At 46.6% G+C, this 15,515-nt stretch carries 11 protein-coding genes; 2 read left to right on the forward strand and 9 right to left on the reverse strand.

Going from position 1 to position 15,515, the window contains the following annotated elements; genetic code table 11:
- The first annotated feature begins 248 nt into the window (after nt 1-248).
- Nucleotides 249-1,448 carry a M20 aminoacylase family protein gene (locus RGU72_RS14315; protein WP_322120366.1) on the forward strand — a complete coding sequence of 400 codons (1,200 nt, stop codon included), beginning with the start codon at nt 249-251 and terminating at the stop codon, nt 1,446-1,448.
- Between the two features lie 62 nt (nt 1,449-1,510).
- Entirely contained in the window at nt 1,511-2,089 is a 579-nt protein-coding gene (locus tag RGU72_RS14320) for an ATP-dependent Clp protease proteolytic subunit (protein WP_322120367.1), read from the forward strand.
- Between the two features lie 229 nt (nt 2,090-2,318).
- Here RGU72_RS14320 and RGU72_RS14325 read toward each other — a convergent pair whose 3' ends face one another.
- The 9 genes from RGU72_RS14325 to RGU72_RS14365 all read right to left on the reverse strand — a co-directional run bounded on the left by RGU72_RS14325 (nt 2,319) and on the right by RGU72_RS14365 (nt 15,361).
- Nucleotides 2,319-4,058: a methyl-accepting chemotaxis protein gene (locus tag RGU72_RS14325; protein WP_322120368.1), complete on the reverse strand. Its 1,740-nt coding sequence runs from the start codon at nt 4,056-4,058 to the stop codon at nt 2,319-2,321.
- A 288-nt stretch (nt 4,059-4,346) separates the two neighbouring features.
- Nucleotides 4,347-5,951: a methyl-accepting chemotaxis protein gene (locus tag RGU72_RS14330; RefSeq protein WP_322120369.1), complete on the reverse strand. Its 1,605-nt coding sequence runs from the start codon at nt 5,949-5,951 to the stop codon at nt 4,347-4,349.
- A 290-nt stretch (nt 5,952-6,241) separates the two neighbouring features.
- The gene (locus RGU72_RS14335) at nt 6,242-6,658 is read right to left on the reverse strand and encodes a substrate-binding domain-containing protein (RefSeq protein ID WP_322120370.1); all 417 of its coding nucleotides are present in this window, start codon (nt 6,656-6,658) and stop codon (nt 6,242-6,244) included.
- Nucleotides 6,659-6,667: 9 nt separating this feature from the next.
- The gene (locus tag RGU72_RS14340; protein WP_322120371.1) at nt 6,668-7,873 is read right to left on the reverse strand and encodes a porin; all 1,206 of its coding nucleotides are present in this window, start codon (nt 7,871-7,873) and stop codon (nt 6,668-6,670) included.
- Between the two features lie 215 nt (nt 7,874-8,088).
- Complete coding sequence (locus RGU72_RS14345; RefSeq protein ID WP_322120372.1) at nt 8,089-8,499, reverse strand: hypothetical protein; 411 nt, start codon at nt 8,497-8,499, stop codon at nt 8,089-8,091.
- Nucleotides 8,500-8,509: 10 nt separating this feature from the next.
- Nucleotides 8,510-9,715, reverse strand: a complete 1,206-nt coding sequence (locus RGU72_RS14350; protein WP_322120373.1) for a porin — start codon at nt 9,713-9,715, stop codon at nt 8,510-8,512.
- A 412-nt stretch (nt 9,716-10,127) separates the two neighbouring features.
- On the reverse strand, nt 10,128-11,162 hold the full coding sequence (locus tag RGU72_RS14355) for a TonB family protein (RefSeq protein WP_322120374.1): 1,035 nt from the start codon (nt 11,160-11,162) through the stop codon (nt 10,128-10,130).
- A gap of 307 nt (nt 11,163-11,469) precedes the next feature.
- Nucleotides 11,470-13,707, reverse strand: coding sequence for a TonB-dependent receptor (locus RGU72_RS14360; protein WP_322120375.1), 2,238 nt, complete (start codon nt 13,705-13,707; stop codon nt 11,470-11,472).
- Nucleotides 13,708-13,903: 196 nt separating this feature from the next.
- On the reverse strand, nt 13,904-15,361 hold the full coding sequence (locus RGU72_RS14365; protein ID WP_322120376.1) for a metallophosphoesterase: 1,458 nt from the start codon (nt 15,359-15,361) through the stop codon (nt 13,904-13,906).
- Nucleotides 15,362-15,515 lie beyond the last annotated feature (154 nt).

Raw genomic sequence — 15,515 nt, forward strand, 5'->3', positions numbered from 1 at the left:
ATTAATACTGTTTCTAAGCACTACTTTTTAAACCCGTTGATATCACTGACTTTTACAACAAGCATTGACGACAAGAACATAGTGCGATTGCTCCCCAACGAACCGACGACGGCGTGCGTTGCAAGATTAATTGCCAGTCTGCATTGTGCAACAACATACACTGCGCACTCTTTTGGCGCAACAAATTAGCAAGTATCCTGAGTGAACTCTTAGCGCTGCAATCACTCACTATTTGTCCGGAGAACATCATGCATTTGATTGACCCTATCCTTCAGTTTCATACCGAACTTCAACAAATCCGACGCGACATTCACGCGCATCCCGAGCTAAGTTTCGAAGAACACCGTACCTCAGACGTGGTCGCCCACAAGTTACAAGAATGGGGCATCCCTGTCATTCGTGGCCTTGGAACTACCGGCGTTGTCGGCATCATCAAAAACGGTACCAGCCAACGGGCCATCGGCTTGCGTGCCGACATTGATGCTTTACCCATGCAAGAATTTAATACCTTTCCTCACGCATCAAAAAACGAAGGCAAAATGCATGCCTGCGGCCATGATGGCCATACGGCGATGCTGTTGGGCGCAGCGCATTACTTGTCTCAACATCGGGAATTTGACGGAACGGTCTATGCCATCTTCCAACCGGCGGAAGAAGGTGGTGGTGGTGCTAAGCGCATGATGGATGATGGTTTGTTTGAACAATGTCCGATGGAAGCCGTATTTGGTATGCATAACTGGCCCGGTGCAGCAGCTGGCAGTTTCGGGGTCACTGCCGGACCGATGATGGCATCCTCCAACGAATTTGAAGTCACCATCAAAGGTAAAGGCGCGCATGCGGCGCAACCTCATAAGGGCATCGATCCTATTATGGTCGCTGTGCAAATTGCGCAGAGCTGGCAAACGATTATCACCCGCAACAAAAGTCCGCTGGATACTGCTGTGCTGTCCATTACCCAAATTCATGCCGGCAGCGCCACCAACGTCATACCCGATGAAGCCAGCTTAATCGGTACGGTACGCGGCTTTACCACATCGGTAGTTGATCTGCTGGAAAACCGGATGCGCGCGATTGCAGAACACACTGCCGCTGCATTTGACGCCTCGGTCGACTTTAACTTTAAACGCAACTATCCACCGCTGATCAATCATGCCAAAGAAACCGCCTTTGCAGTCGATGTGATGCGCTCCATCGTTGGGAACGACCGCGTCGATGCACAGGTAGAACCCACCATGGGCGCAGAAGATTTCGCGTTTATGTTGCAGGCCAAGCCTGGCTGCTATGTTTTCTTAGGGAATGGCGATGGCGAGCACCGCGATATTGGCCATGGCTTGGGGCCATGCAATCTACACAACCCCAGTTATGACTTTAACGATGATTTGCTACCAATCGGCGCAACTTATTGGGTCAGACTGGCAGAAGCCTACTTGAAAAATCCAAGCCCATAGCCATCTAACAAAAGTTATACAAAATTTTCCTCATTTCACCAATCCAACCAAGCGATAATATTATGGCCGACGAAAATAACAACGACAGCGCACCACGTAGCCCTTTTCTGGAAGAAAAAGCCTTTAAATCACGGACCGTGCTGGTGTTTGGCACGATCAACGATAAGATGGCAGCCGATGTGAGCAATCGCCTGATTGCGCTGGCGGCAGAGTCCAAAGAGCCGATCACAGTTCTCGTATCGTCGCCTGGTGGTCACGTGGAATCCGGCGATGTCATCCATGATATCGTCAAATTTATCGATGCTCCGGTCAATATGGTTGGCACGGGCTGGGTCGGCAGCGCCGCAGTGAATGTATTTTTGGCCGTGCCAAAAGAGCGTCGCTTCTGCTTGACTAATACCCGCTTCCTGATCCATCAACCAAGCGGCGGCGCTGGCGGACAAGCCAGTGACATCGCAATCCAGGCGCGTGAAATCGTCAAAGTTCGTGAACGTATTGCAGCATTGATTGCAAAAGAGTCAGGACAGTCGTTGGAGAGAGTCACCACCGACATCGACCGCGACTATTGGATGAATGCGTCTGAGGCCAGTGAATACGGCTTGGTATCGCGCATTATTGTCCAGCAAACTGAATTAAGTTAATTACCTGAAAATACATACTCCCACTATGTATATTTTATTGTCCATGTAATCTCTGGACAATATTGCGTTTTTAGTAAAAATTAGGGGGAGTATATTGTTTTGCAGATGTTTTTTTATGGTTAAGGTATCGCAATAGCACTACCTTAGCGTCTGGTGAGTTTCAGATTTTAGACATGCTTAAGAACCTGTCAGCTTGGTATTCAATACACCAGCTGGCAGGGGGTTTTTCTTAGAACTCTTCCCAATCATCCGTTTCTGCCGTGGCGACTTTAGACTTTGCTGCGCTAGAATTACCATTACGCGGAGCTGACATGACTGGCTTTGGAAGTACGCGGGTTGCAGGTTTGGGCTTGTTTGCCATAGGCGCTGAACGTGCAACGATGACAGCTGGTTTACCGGCTGAAGTCTGGTTGACGCTAGTTTGATCAAGTTTGAATACACTGACGACCTGACTCAATTTAGCGGCCTGATCCTGCAAGGATTTTGCTGCGGCAGCAGCCTCCTCTACCAATGCCGCATTCTGTTGCGTGACCTCATCCATTTGTGTGATGGCAGTATTGATCTGATTAATCCCTGAGTTTTGTTCTGCGCCCGCGGCAGTGATCTCGCTGATGATATCGCTGACCCGTCTAACGCTTTCAACCACCTCATTCATCGTATTGCCAGCCTGATCCACCAGTCGAGACCCCTGACCTACTTTTTCGACCGAATCATTGATCAATTCTTTAATCTCTTTTGCTGCGCTGGCAGAACGTTGGGCCAGATTACGCACTTCTGAAGCAACCACGGCAAATCCACGTCCCTGCTCACCCGCACGGGCAGCCTCAACCGCAGCATTCAATGCCAGAATATTCGTCTGAAAAGCGATGCTGTCGATCACACCGATAATATCGACGATTTTTTTCGATGAGGCATTAATCGACCCGATTGTGTCGACCACTTGTGAGACCACATCACCGCCTTTTATCGCTACCTGCGTGGCAGAAATTGAAAGCTGATTTGCTTGCCGTGCATTGTCACTGTTATGCCTGACCGTGGAGGTCAGCTCCTCCATGGAAGAGGCGGTTTCTTCCAATGAACTGGCCTGAGTTTCGGTGCGGTTGGATAAATCCATATTACCTTCCGCGATTTGCATCGACGCAGACGCAATTTGATCAGTTCCGTTACGGACTTCACTGACAACTTTCAGCAGACTTGCGTTCATTTCTTTGAGCGCCTGCAACAACATCCCAGTCTCATCCTTGCTGTTCACATTGATCTGGCTAGTCAGATCACCAGATGCTACCGTTTGCGCTACCTTGACTGCATACTGCAAAGGACTGGAGACAACGTGAGCAATCCAGTACGCCAAAGTCAGCCCTAACAAAATGCTTGCGGCAAGAACGCCAATAATCCACGAGCGCGAGCTCTTATATACCTCAGTACTATGTTGATAGGAGGCAGCGCCGCCCTCACTGTTAATCTTCACCAATTTGTCGACCATCGTGCGAATTTGGGTATTTAGCTTGGATGATTCATTACGCAAAATTGCGGTCGCATCCTTATTGTTACCATCATGCGCTAGGGTCGCCATTTTGTCTGAGAGTGCAAGATAGCTACTCATCAATTTCAGATACTCGTCGAACTCGGCTTTTTCTTCTGGCAGGCTGATCAAAACCTGATATTTTTTTTCATATTCTCTGAGCCCGGCAACGGCCTCTTTGACCCGTCCGGCATATTTATCAGCTTCTTCGGGACTCTCTGCAGAGACGACTTGCGCCTCTTGTGAGCGAATACGGGAGATACGCTCTTTAATACCCATCCCGGCATCGACGCTTGGCAACCAATTAGTACCAAGCTCCGTGGCGGTCTGGTTAACCTGCGCTAACTGATAGATAGAAAACACACCGAGAAAGCAGGTGAGCAATAGCAGGGTGATAAAGCCCACAAATAGTTTTGCCGAAATCTTCAAGTCATAAACCAATTTCACGGTAAGTCCTTCCAATGAAGTAAAAACGATGGGGAATTGCCAAACAAGATGCAGAAAAATACTGATGAATGAATATATGCGTAACGAGTAAGACGAACGAATGTTTGAATAATAAACGTATGGGTAATTATCAAAAATGTATCGCTTTGGACGCCTGAACAACGGTATTGATTCAATTTGCACGCAATTTGCATTCAATTTTTCAGGCATAAAAAATCCGCTTGAAACCAATCAAGCGGATGGGAGGAAACGAATTGATCTCAGTATTCTGACATCAGACCCGAGGATCTAATCCATTCCTATCGCCGTTGCCTGGTAGGCCTTTGTCTTAACAGCAGGACTAGCTGGTCGTGCTTTGCCGCCATATGCCGGTGCCACAGACGATAACTTGAATACATCGAGTGCTTGGGTCAGATGATCGGCTTGCTCTTCCAGCGACTCTGCAGCCGCAGCGGCCTGTTCTACCAAGGCGGAGTTTTGCTGAGTCATCTCATCCATTTGGCCAATAGCAACGCTGACCTCTTGTATGCCCGCACTTTGCTCTTGGCTGGCTGATGTAATCTCCGCCATGATGTCGCTGACGCGTTTAACCGAGGCAACGATCTCATCCATCGTATTACCAGCCTGATCCACCAATTGCGAACCGATATTAACTTTATCGACTGAATCACCGATCAATGTTTTGATTTCTTTAGCGGCGGCGGCACTTCTTTGCGCCAAATTACGCACCTCGGAGGCAACGACTGCAAAACCACGGCCTTGCTCACCGGCACGCGCGGCTTCTACCGCCGCGTTCAGTGCCAGAATATTCGTTTGAAAAGCGATACCATCAATTACCGCAATAATATCGACGATCTTTTTAGAGGACTGGTTAATCTCTGCCATGGTTGTTACCACCTGGCTCACCACATTACCACCTTTGACCGCCACACCGGAGGCGCTTTGTACCAACTGATTTGCCTGACGTGCATTGTCGGCATTTTGTTTTACGGTATCGGTTAATGTCTCCATCGAGCTTGCGGTTTCTTCCAGGCTGCTGGCTTGCGATTCGGTACGGCTGGATAAGTCTGCATTACCCGAAGCGATCTCTGAGCTAGCAACTTTAATGGTTTCTGCAGAAGTTTTAATATCTGCCACCATAGACTGCAAACGCACCTGCATTTCTTGCAGGGCAGATAGCAAACTCGTTCCATGTTCACCATCGATACTGATCTCCATACTCAAATCACCGGCGGCAACGGCAGCAGCGATTTCGCGGGCATATTCTGGCTCACCACCTAATTGCTGCCAGATCGTACGCACGACAAAGAAGGATACGACACCCAGAGAAACTGTCACCATCAGTGCAACCAGAATTGCGGTATAGAGCACATTGCGCACGTTATCGCCGCTTTTCTCAATACCCATGGTGAATTGACTTTGGGCAGTGTCTACGGTTTTGGTCAAATCAGCTTGTAAGATTTTTAACGCACTTTGCATGGTGCCAATCTCTGCTTGCGGATCACCCTGCTCAATTTCCAGCATAATCTTGGCGACCTTTAAGGCTGGTGCATAGTAGGCGTCAAACTCGCCGCTTAATTTATCAGCGAGTGCTTTTTGGCCAGGCACGTCACCTAATTTTTTGAGTTTTTCTTTGACTTTTTTGGCCGTCTCAGCGACCGCATCAATACGTTTTTTATCACCTTCAGATACCGCGTCCCTCAACATGTCTGTCAAACCCTGAACGTCTGAGGATAAAATTTTCGCGCGGTCGAGTACGGGATAGTCGACATCAGCAGTAGCTTTGATCGACGAAATCGCTAAGGTAGAAAAATATACACTGACTGCCAGACCAACACCGAAAATGACCGTGGCAATGACTGGTAAGGCCCATATTCTGCGTTTAATGCTCATGTCTTACGCCTTTATTTGCTGATAATTCAAATGAACGAAATCGTTGTTAAATACAAAATTTCTCTGCTACCAAACACGATACGTGTAAACCAAAAGATACAGGGAACTACCCCAGCTTGTTTTATCAAAATAATGAAAAATATTGTGTCTTCGCATTCGTTTTGCTCCTATCTTGGCTGAATGAGCATCAGCTTAACTTGCACTTAGATTGTTAATCGGTTTTTTTGACTCTCGCTGGGGTCAAGCATAAAAAGAAATCTCCTCTCAACTACATCGATTCACAACAGCCGTTAATTCGCGATCACTTTAACGGTCGCATCTACACTGGATTTTTCAATATAGCCGATGGCATTCATGTCAGATGCTACTGCTTTCTTCACCTCGGCGCTGGAGCCATATTCTTTAGGTAAAGTACCTTTGCCGGTGAAGACTAATTTTGACCAAATTGCCTTTACTTGGGAGGGCTCTTTATCAGCTACCTTTTTATAAAACTCTGCCCGTATGGCGGAGTTTTCAGGCTGATCTACCGGCGTAAAAGTAGTGGATTTACCGAGAAAATACTGCGCCACTTGTTCCGGCGTCATATTTGCTACCGGGTTTTTAGGATTGACCACGATCACGACATCTGCCATGGCTGGCAATGCTGTTGCGGTTAAAGTGAAGGTCAAACCCAAGGCCAAAAAAATACGGGGGGAAATTGTTTTCATGTCGCCTCCTTAAAATACAAAATCAATCGCAGCCGCGAATACATTTACAGGCCCTTGGAATGTTGGTTTGGCATTGATGAAAGTACCCGATCCATTTTCAGGGGAAAACCGATCAAACTGCAATTTCAGATCGGCAGATTTATTAAAGTCCCAACGCAGACCGATGCTATTACTGGTTTGTATCGGTGCCAGTGACGCAAATATATTAGCGCCCGCAGTCAATCCGGCCAAAGGCCCGGTAGTAGGTAAGCCAGCAACTGTTCTAGGACTGTCTTGCTTGACCGAAGCATGGGTAAAGTAAGGCGTAAATTTACCCATCCTGTAACCAAACATGGTGTACCAGGAGCTGGTATCAGGTAGCGACAAACTCTCTGATTTACGTTTGCCATATTCAGATTGCACCAGAATATTTTTCCAGTCGATCCCTAAACCGAGTGAAGTAAACGTGGCTTTGTTATCGTGAACCTTGATGCTATTAGCTTGTGAGACGAAGCCGAATTGGGTCAGTCCGCCAACCACTGCATTTAATGGCGCGGAGTCATCTACACTAAATTTGGTATATATGTGACCAAAGCGCACTGTAAAAGGTCCATTCTCTAGCAATAGATTCACACCGGCGATGGTATTAAATTTTGCGGTATAGGAATTACCTGCACTTTTTGTTTCGCTTTTTCCTAAAGCGACCTGGCTCGTGAACGTGTTTTCACCAAACGATGTCTGGTAAATTGCGTCAATACCATCCACACGCTCCAAATTAACCTGGCTATACATTTCTACCGGAGGACGTAAGTAGGTATTGGAATAGCCGACATTAAGATAATCGGAGATCATGTATACCGGCAAACCCATCCGGCCAACCCGAAAACTCAAATTATCAGAGGCTTTAAATTTAGCGAATGCCCAGCTCAATTCGGCTCCGAATTCATCAGTAATTTGTTTGCGTACTAAACCTTGAGCCGTCAGTGATAGCCAATCATTCATTTTGGCAGTAGCTTGAATACCAAAATTGGAATCAGGTCCTGTTTTAGCCGTCGTTTTGACTCCGGCTATCTGTATAACACGGGCGAATTCTGCGTCATCTGTGGAGGCGCGGGTTAAGGCTGCTGTGCCAAAACCGCTGATCGTAATCGTCGGGCCATCGGGTGTATCGGCGGCATAAGCTGTGGAGATTGCCATTGGCAATGCAAGCAGACTGAGATAAGGTTTGAATTTCATAAGCACCTCTTTTATATTGAATATCATGCATGTGAATACAACGGAAAATCATCAAAAAAATGAAATGAACCGCCAATACCAAAAACGCACAACAACAAACTAAATTGCAAATCTAAAGAGATTACGACTGAAGCTGAATTCGAAAATGAAATCAAAACTAAAGCGCTCTGTTATAAGAATATTTATTCACAACAGAGCGCGCACCTGAACAAGACTTATGGAAGACTGACGACTACTTTGACACTGGAATCAACCGCAGATTTTTCGATATAGCCAATCAAATTAGTATCAGCAGCAACGGCTTTTTTAACATCGCCACTTGAGCCGTATTCTTTTGGCAGAGTGCCTTTGCCAGTGAAGACTAATTTTGACCAAATTGATTTGACCTGAGATGGTTCTTTGTCCGCCACTTTTTTATAAAACTCCGAGCGAATTGCAGAACTTTCCGGCTGATCTACTGGTGTTAATTTAGCAGATTTACCTAGGAAAAATTGTGACACTTCATCTGCCGACATAGCAGAAGCTGCACTTTTTGCACTAACGATGGCAACAACTTCAGCCATTGCCGGAACTGCAAAAAATGTCAGGCTGGCGGCAGCAAGACTGGCTTGAATAATTTTTTTCATGTCGTCCCCCTTAAAATACAAAATCAATAGCAGCCGCAACGACATTCACGGGACCCTGGAATGTTGGCTTGGCGTTCACGAAGGTACCGGAGCCATTTTCTGGGGATAATCTGTCGAATTGTATTTTCAGATCTGCGGATTTGTTGAAGTCCCAACGTACACCAATACTATTACTGGTTTGTATCGGTGCCAGTGATGCAAATATGTTAGCGCCTGCCGTTAATCCTGCCAAAGGTCCTGTCGTTGGTAATCCTGCGACGGTTCTTGGGCTGTCTTGTTTGACAGAGCCATGAGTGAAATACGGTGTAAATTTGCCAAAACGGTAGCCAAACATCGTGTACCAGGAGGAGGTATCTGGTAACGAGACGCTTTCTGATTTACGTTTTCCGTATTCCGTTTGCACTAAAATATTTTTCCAGTCGACGGTGAGTCCGAGTGAAGTAAAAGTCGCTTTGTTGTCGTGAAGTTTGACGCTGTTGGCTTGAGATGTAAAACCAAATTGGTTTAAACCGCCGACCACGGCGTTTAAGGATGGGGAGTCATCAACGCTAAATTTTGTGTAGATGTGTCCGAAGCGAACGGTAAAAGGACCGTTCTCTAAGACCATGTTGAGTCCGGCAATGCTTTTAAATTTCGCCGTGTACGAGTTGCCACTGCCCTTTGTTTCACTTTGTCCAGCAGCGACCTGCGTTGTCAGCGTAGTGTCGCCAAAAGAGCTTTGATAAATCGCGTCAACTCCGTCGACATTTTCTAAGTTGACCTGACTGTACATTTCTACCGGTGGACGCAAATAGGTGCTGGCATAGCCCACGTTGAGGTAGTCAGAAATCATGTATACCGGAAGTCCCATACGACCTACGCGGACATTTAAATTGTCATTCACTTTGAATTTGGCGAATGCCCAGGCGAGTTCTCCGCCAAACTCGTCCGTGACGCGTTTGCGGACAAGACCTTGCGCTGTAAATGAGAGCCAGTCATTCATATTGGCGGTAGCTTGAATACCAAAATTGGAGTCAGGTCCTGTCTTAGCTGTCGTTTTGACCCCGCCTAATTGTAGAACACGGGCAAATTCTGCGTCGTCCGTGGAGGCGCGGGTTAAGGCTGCTGTGCCAAAACCGCTGATCGTAATAGTCGGGCCATCTGGTATATCGGCGGCATAGGCTGTGGAGATTGCCAGTGGCAATGCAAGCAGACCGAGGTAAGGCTTTAGTTTCATATAGTCCCTTTTAAGTAAAACGTAGTGGTAAATTACTCTCTCAAACAACCGGTGTTCATCTCTCGTGGTGAGAGACTTGAGTGATTTTGTATGATCTGAAATGCGCGGACAGATGGTCGAAACTGCTCAATAATTATTCGATTTATGTCCGGTTTGCGCTCAAGGGGCGCTAAGTCACCACAAAGCAACGAATTAGGGGTAATGCTCTATTTTTATTTGTACCCTAGCTTAGCCGATTGGTATTTTTTATCAAGCTTGAAAAATGATTGCGGGCAATTTCGCAACAAGAAAAAAATTTGCTCGCTGGGAATAAGATTTCCACTCTTTTTTAGTTTAGAGTGATTGGTTAGCTAGCTTTATTTTCTTTTCCGCTACCTGTCTTGCATCTTGTTTTTTCATCTAAGCGACCTCCTTAGTTAGCCTGCTTTAGACTGAACTCCAGTATTTTTGTCTGTGGGCTGGAGATTGGTGCGTATTTCCACTGCGAAGCAGCGGCGATAACTTCTTTATCAAATAATTTAGTTGGTTTAGATTTAATAATCTCGACCGCGCTTACCTTGCCATCTGTACCAATGTTGATACGGGCACTGACCAGACCTTCTGTCACGCCAGCCTGAGTTGCGGTGGCAGGAAATACAGGCTGCACGCTTGACAATAATTTGAGGGCACTTTGAAAACTCAATTCCACTATTTTTGTTTGCGGGCTGGTCAGCGGTGCGTATCTCCATTGCGATACTGCGGCAATCACTTCTTTATCGAACACTTTAGTCGGTCTGGCTTTGACAATCTCAACTTGCACTACTTTACCGTCGGTACCAATGCTGACGCGCGCAGTCACAGAGCCCTCAGTCACACCAGCCAACGTAGCGGTAACCGGGAATGTCGGCTGAACACTAGACAATAGTTTTGGCTGATTTTGCTCTGAATTATCTTGTGATTGTGCTTGCGCAGGCGTTGGCGCTGCAACTACTGCTGGCGCAGGTTTGGGTGATACCGTAGCCACCTGGAGCGGCGGTGTGTCCACCGGTTTTATTGCGGTGGTGGCTGGTGGGGTAGCTACAGCAACAGTTGTTTTTACCGGGTCATGTGCTACCGCTGCCGCCGGTGAAATTGTGGTCGTTTTGGCTGCAAGAGCTTTAGCATCCAAAGCTAATTTAGCCTCTTGCTCCAGCTTCGTATCTTTGGCGACTTTCGCTAATCTCGCCTCTTCAGCAAGTTGTGCAGGCGTTTTACTTGATGCCATTTCCATCCACTTGGTGACATCGGCAGTCTCCTCGGTATGGCGTATCGCATTTTTTACGATGCCGGTTGGCGCGGTCGCCGATGCGGCCGCCTGATCGGCTGATGCAGTCGCAGCAGAATTATCTGGTACTGGTTTTTTTTGGCAAGCTGAGACCAATACCACGACACCCGATAGTCCAAAAAGCAGATGAGAAAATGGTCTCATAATGTGTCCAATAAAAAGCTGATGAGCGATACCCTAGCCGATTATATTACGCTGAACACATCAAAATGTGGCGATCAAACTGCATTCCTGGTTGGTGTATTGGCAATAAAATTAAACCAGAGAACATTTTGCTAGGCAGTAACTCACCTACATATTCAACAGAATAGAAGTGAAAATAACGACCTGAATATTCTGTTAAATAAGCACATTAACATCAACGAAAATGCCAATAAAAAAGCTCTTCCGGCAGACACCACCGAAAGAGCTTTTTTAATTTCAGTCAAAAATTTGATACGTAATTTCAGTCTCAGAAATCTGCACTGAGCGATACAGCCCAGCTACGCTCTGGTTGAAATGTATATTGATCAAAAGCAGCACCTTTACTATTTACAGAAATAGACGTTGTATCTAATTTGTTCAACAGATTATTGATACCCACTTGTGCTCTGACGTTTTTAACCATGCCGCCAATATCTTTCCAGCGATAACCGACGGTCATATCTGCGGTTGTATAGCCGGCGATTTTATAGGCGGCCGGCTCTCCATCTTTGGCATATTGGGAACCGACCATTTTGGCAATCAGTGATCCATATAAACCGTTCGCTTTGTAGAGCAAACCCAAAGCCGATGTGGAGTCTGGGGCTTTAGCTACTTGCAATCCTGTGTCTTTGGCTTTAGCGCTATTCAATGATGCATTCGCGTGTACCGAGAAACCGCTACCCACATAGTAAGTCGCCGCCGCCTCTATACCCTTGTACACAACACCGCCCTGGTTGTAATACACCAGATCATTGCCTGTACCTGTGGAGGCAATTTTATTATTGAAGTCGATGTAATAAATATCTGCATCCAGTGTCAGATTTTGTGACTGATGCACCGTGCCTAACTGGTAGTTAGTCGAAGTCTGTGGCTTTGGTGTGCTGAGTAGCGGATTGTTCACATAGAACAAGGATAAATCTGGTACCAGAAAACCTTTAGCAACTTGTGCATAAGCTGACCACTCTTTATTGACGCTGTAATTCACCGTCAGAAATGGCAAGGTGGCTGTATAAGTCTGATCAGTCTGGGTAGCAATCCGCGTAGTCTGATTCACTGTCGCGTCCAGAGAACGTTGGAAATTGAGATACTTCAGTCCTGGCGTTACTGTCCATTGCGGCGCGACTGCCCATTCAAACTCAACAAATGGTTGGTATTGTTTCCATGATGAACGCTGATCATAAGATACTGATTTAGGCGCAGTTGTCTCTTTCGGATTTGGCAAACCCAGCGTCCAATCCAGATCGTAAGTGTGACGATTGGTGTTGGAGCTTTCTAACCAGATCCCGGCACGCAGCAAGCCTGCATTCAGTTGATTAGTCGCCTTAAAAATATCCCCAGTAACACGATAAGAATTGAGCTTGTTATAACCAGGTACATCTTTATTACCCGTGGCTGCTGCCTTGGTGCCGTTAGCAGTTGCGCCGCTTGCATCTTGGCCAGAATAGGTATCGTTGTTGTAAGCGTAGGTGTACAAAGTATTGTCGATACCCCAGCCAGCCAACTTGGATTGCACGCGGATATAGTCAAAATCCGTCGTTTTATTGTTGAAGTTATAACCGTAATAATTTTGGCTGGTAGGGTCATTATTTAGGGCATAGTTTTTTCCAAATTGAGCAACCTGACTCAGGGTGACGCCACCTTTATCAGGAACATAACTTTGAATCGTGTTGTAAGTTGAAAACACGGTCACTACGGTATCACTGCCAAATTTGCGTTGAGCTTTGAATTGATAATTTTCTTCCGTCACACCACTGTAGGTAAGATATCCATCCGTCGTCAGCTTTGATGCGTTGAACATGAAATTGGCGTCACCCAGACTAGCTAGCATGCCACTATCGATTTGCGCACCTAGCATCTTGGTATTCCAAGACCCAAAAGTCGCATACGGTGTGAAATGAAAATCGTGTGATAACTCTTTAGAAAATAAATTAATCGAGCCGCCAAAAGTAGCCTGCCCAAGATTACTAGCGTTGCCAGGACCTCGCTCGATCACCATACCGCCGATGATACGAGCCGGAAAATACGAGGTCGAATGATGGGTAGGATTATTGGTATCGCCGAATGGAATACCGTCATACGTCATATTGTATTCACCATCCTGAAAGCCACGTAATGTGACTTTAGTTTCTGCCAACCCAGGACCGTTTGGTGACGTTCCAGACCCAACGCTAGGTGCAATCCGTGCTACCGCATTAAAGTCCGCCAGTGGTGTGACGGCTTGCTCAATAAAGGTGGCAGAGATAACCGATTGTGGCTGTGTGGCTTTTAATGAACTCTGCACAGGTGCGCGATTGGCAACGCGAGAACCATTAATCACGACTTTATCTTTAATCGCATTGGCATCCAGCGCAGAACCTGACTCAACTATTGATGAAGCAGAATTTTCAGCAGTTTGCGCATTGGAATTGGCATGGGACGCCATCAATGCCACAGCGATCACGACCTGTGTTGATAGCAGCGAGCGATTAAATTTCTGTCGTGGATTATGGTTTTGTGTGCGATTCATCATATTGCCTTCCTAAATAATTCTCGGTGGGTAAAAATTCCACGAGTGTAGGAAAACGGTATGACGGCAGCATGAAACACAGATGACCATTTGATGACGCGACAACAAAATCTAAAACAAAAAAGCGAGACAAATAAATGTCTCGCTTTTTTCACAATGCCGCTAAAAAAAACCAATATCGATGTGACTGTTCTTCCTATTGCGCGGCAGCCTCACAAGTAGTTTTGCCATTTTTAAGCAAACAATTAGTCATCAACTTGCCGTCTTTATTCCAGGCTTGCATCTTCCAGCCCTGTACTTCACGCTCCATCGTCATAAAGCCAACGTCATTGGTATTGCTGAAATAATCCACCTCAGCACCCATAAATGGTGTCGCCGTAGCAGGACGTACATTAGGCATAGGAATGTCCAGCGACGAGCCGCCATTGCCAGTCACAAATTGCGTCGGGTGATCGGTTTTGAAGGTAATCGCCTCAAACAAATGTACATGGCCGGATAAAACGGCTTGTACATTGTCTGGGAACAGACGGGCAAAATGAATGTTTTGCATCAGATCTTGCAAGGCGGCGTTACCTGGTTTGAAATCAATCGCGCCACCTTTTTTCTTCTCCGGTGCAAACCCGAGTATAGGATGGTGGTCGACAAAAATATTGAAGCTAGCTTGCTTTGACAGTTGCTCTACCTGATTGAACTGGTTCATATACAAGGCATAAGCAGGGTCGGTTTTTGCCAAGACTTTATTCGGAACTTTGGCAGAATCGAATACGATCAGTTGCGCATCATCAGTCCCGATCTTACCCAAAGGCACGCCATACGGTGCGCTGTAGTCGCCGCTTAAATCATCTTGGGGCAGGTTACAATCACGCCCCACCAGCAAAGGGCGCGGGTCCATCAAGCGCCACCAGCCCTGGCCTGCGCGAACGCAGCTCTCATGATTGCCACGGACAAATACCCAAGGTGCAACACGCAATAAAGGTGCGGCTGGCGCAAAAAAATCGGCATTCCAGGTATCCCAGCCATAACCCCAAGGACTGCCGGCGCAATCCGCATTGCCGTCGGGGCAGCGATTTTCCCGGTAGTGATAATCGCCGACATGGATGACTAAATCGGGTTTAAATGTAGCAGCAGTTTTAATCACGTCATGGAATGCCCATTTGCTGACGTCATTACACGGTTGGTAATAATTATCCGTCTTCTTCATACGGCAACCGGTGTCACCGATTACGATAATTTTTTGCGGCGCGGCTTTAGGAAGTGGCAAATTTTGACCCGCAATACTGGCCGATTTGATCGCAGGGCTTAATGTCGCTTCGCACGTCAGGATAGGAAAATCAGAAGGCTTAGAATCCTCCGCACTACTGGCGGTTACACGTTGCGTCACAGTGCCCGCAGCGGCGCGCACCTGCATAATTTGCGTTGTGCCATCAATGATCATAGACGGGCAAACCGCGTCTTGCGTCACACTGCGCGCCACCGCTTGGCCGTTTTCACCCAACACTACCCACGAATACAGCACGCTACTTTTAGCGGCGGTGGATGATGAAGCCTGGTCTGGTGCCGATGTAGTTTTTACCGTGCTACAGGCGCTCAGCACCGCAAGCAGTGATAAAGCACTCAAACGCACCAGCGGCGACCGAAATTGATATAACGACATACATGGTCCTCAACAAATGATTAATTTTGCGAAAACCAGTAGCTTATGCCGAGATTGTTTCTGGTAGATGAAATATTTGAAATACAGGAAATAATGATGGTTTAAGTGTTTGAAAATAGACGTCCAATCATTCTGCGGCTTACAAGCCTAAAGT

Origin of the sequence: Undibacterium sp. 5I1, assembly GCF_034314085.1 — a bacterium.
Classification (GTDB): Bacteria; Pseudomonadota; Gammaproteobacteria; order Burkholderiales; family Burkholderiaceae_D; genus Undibacterium.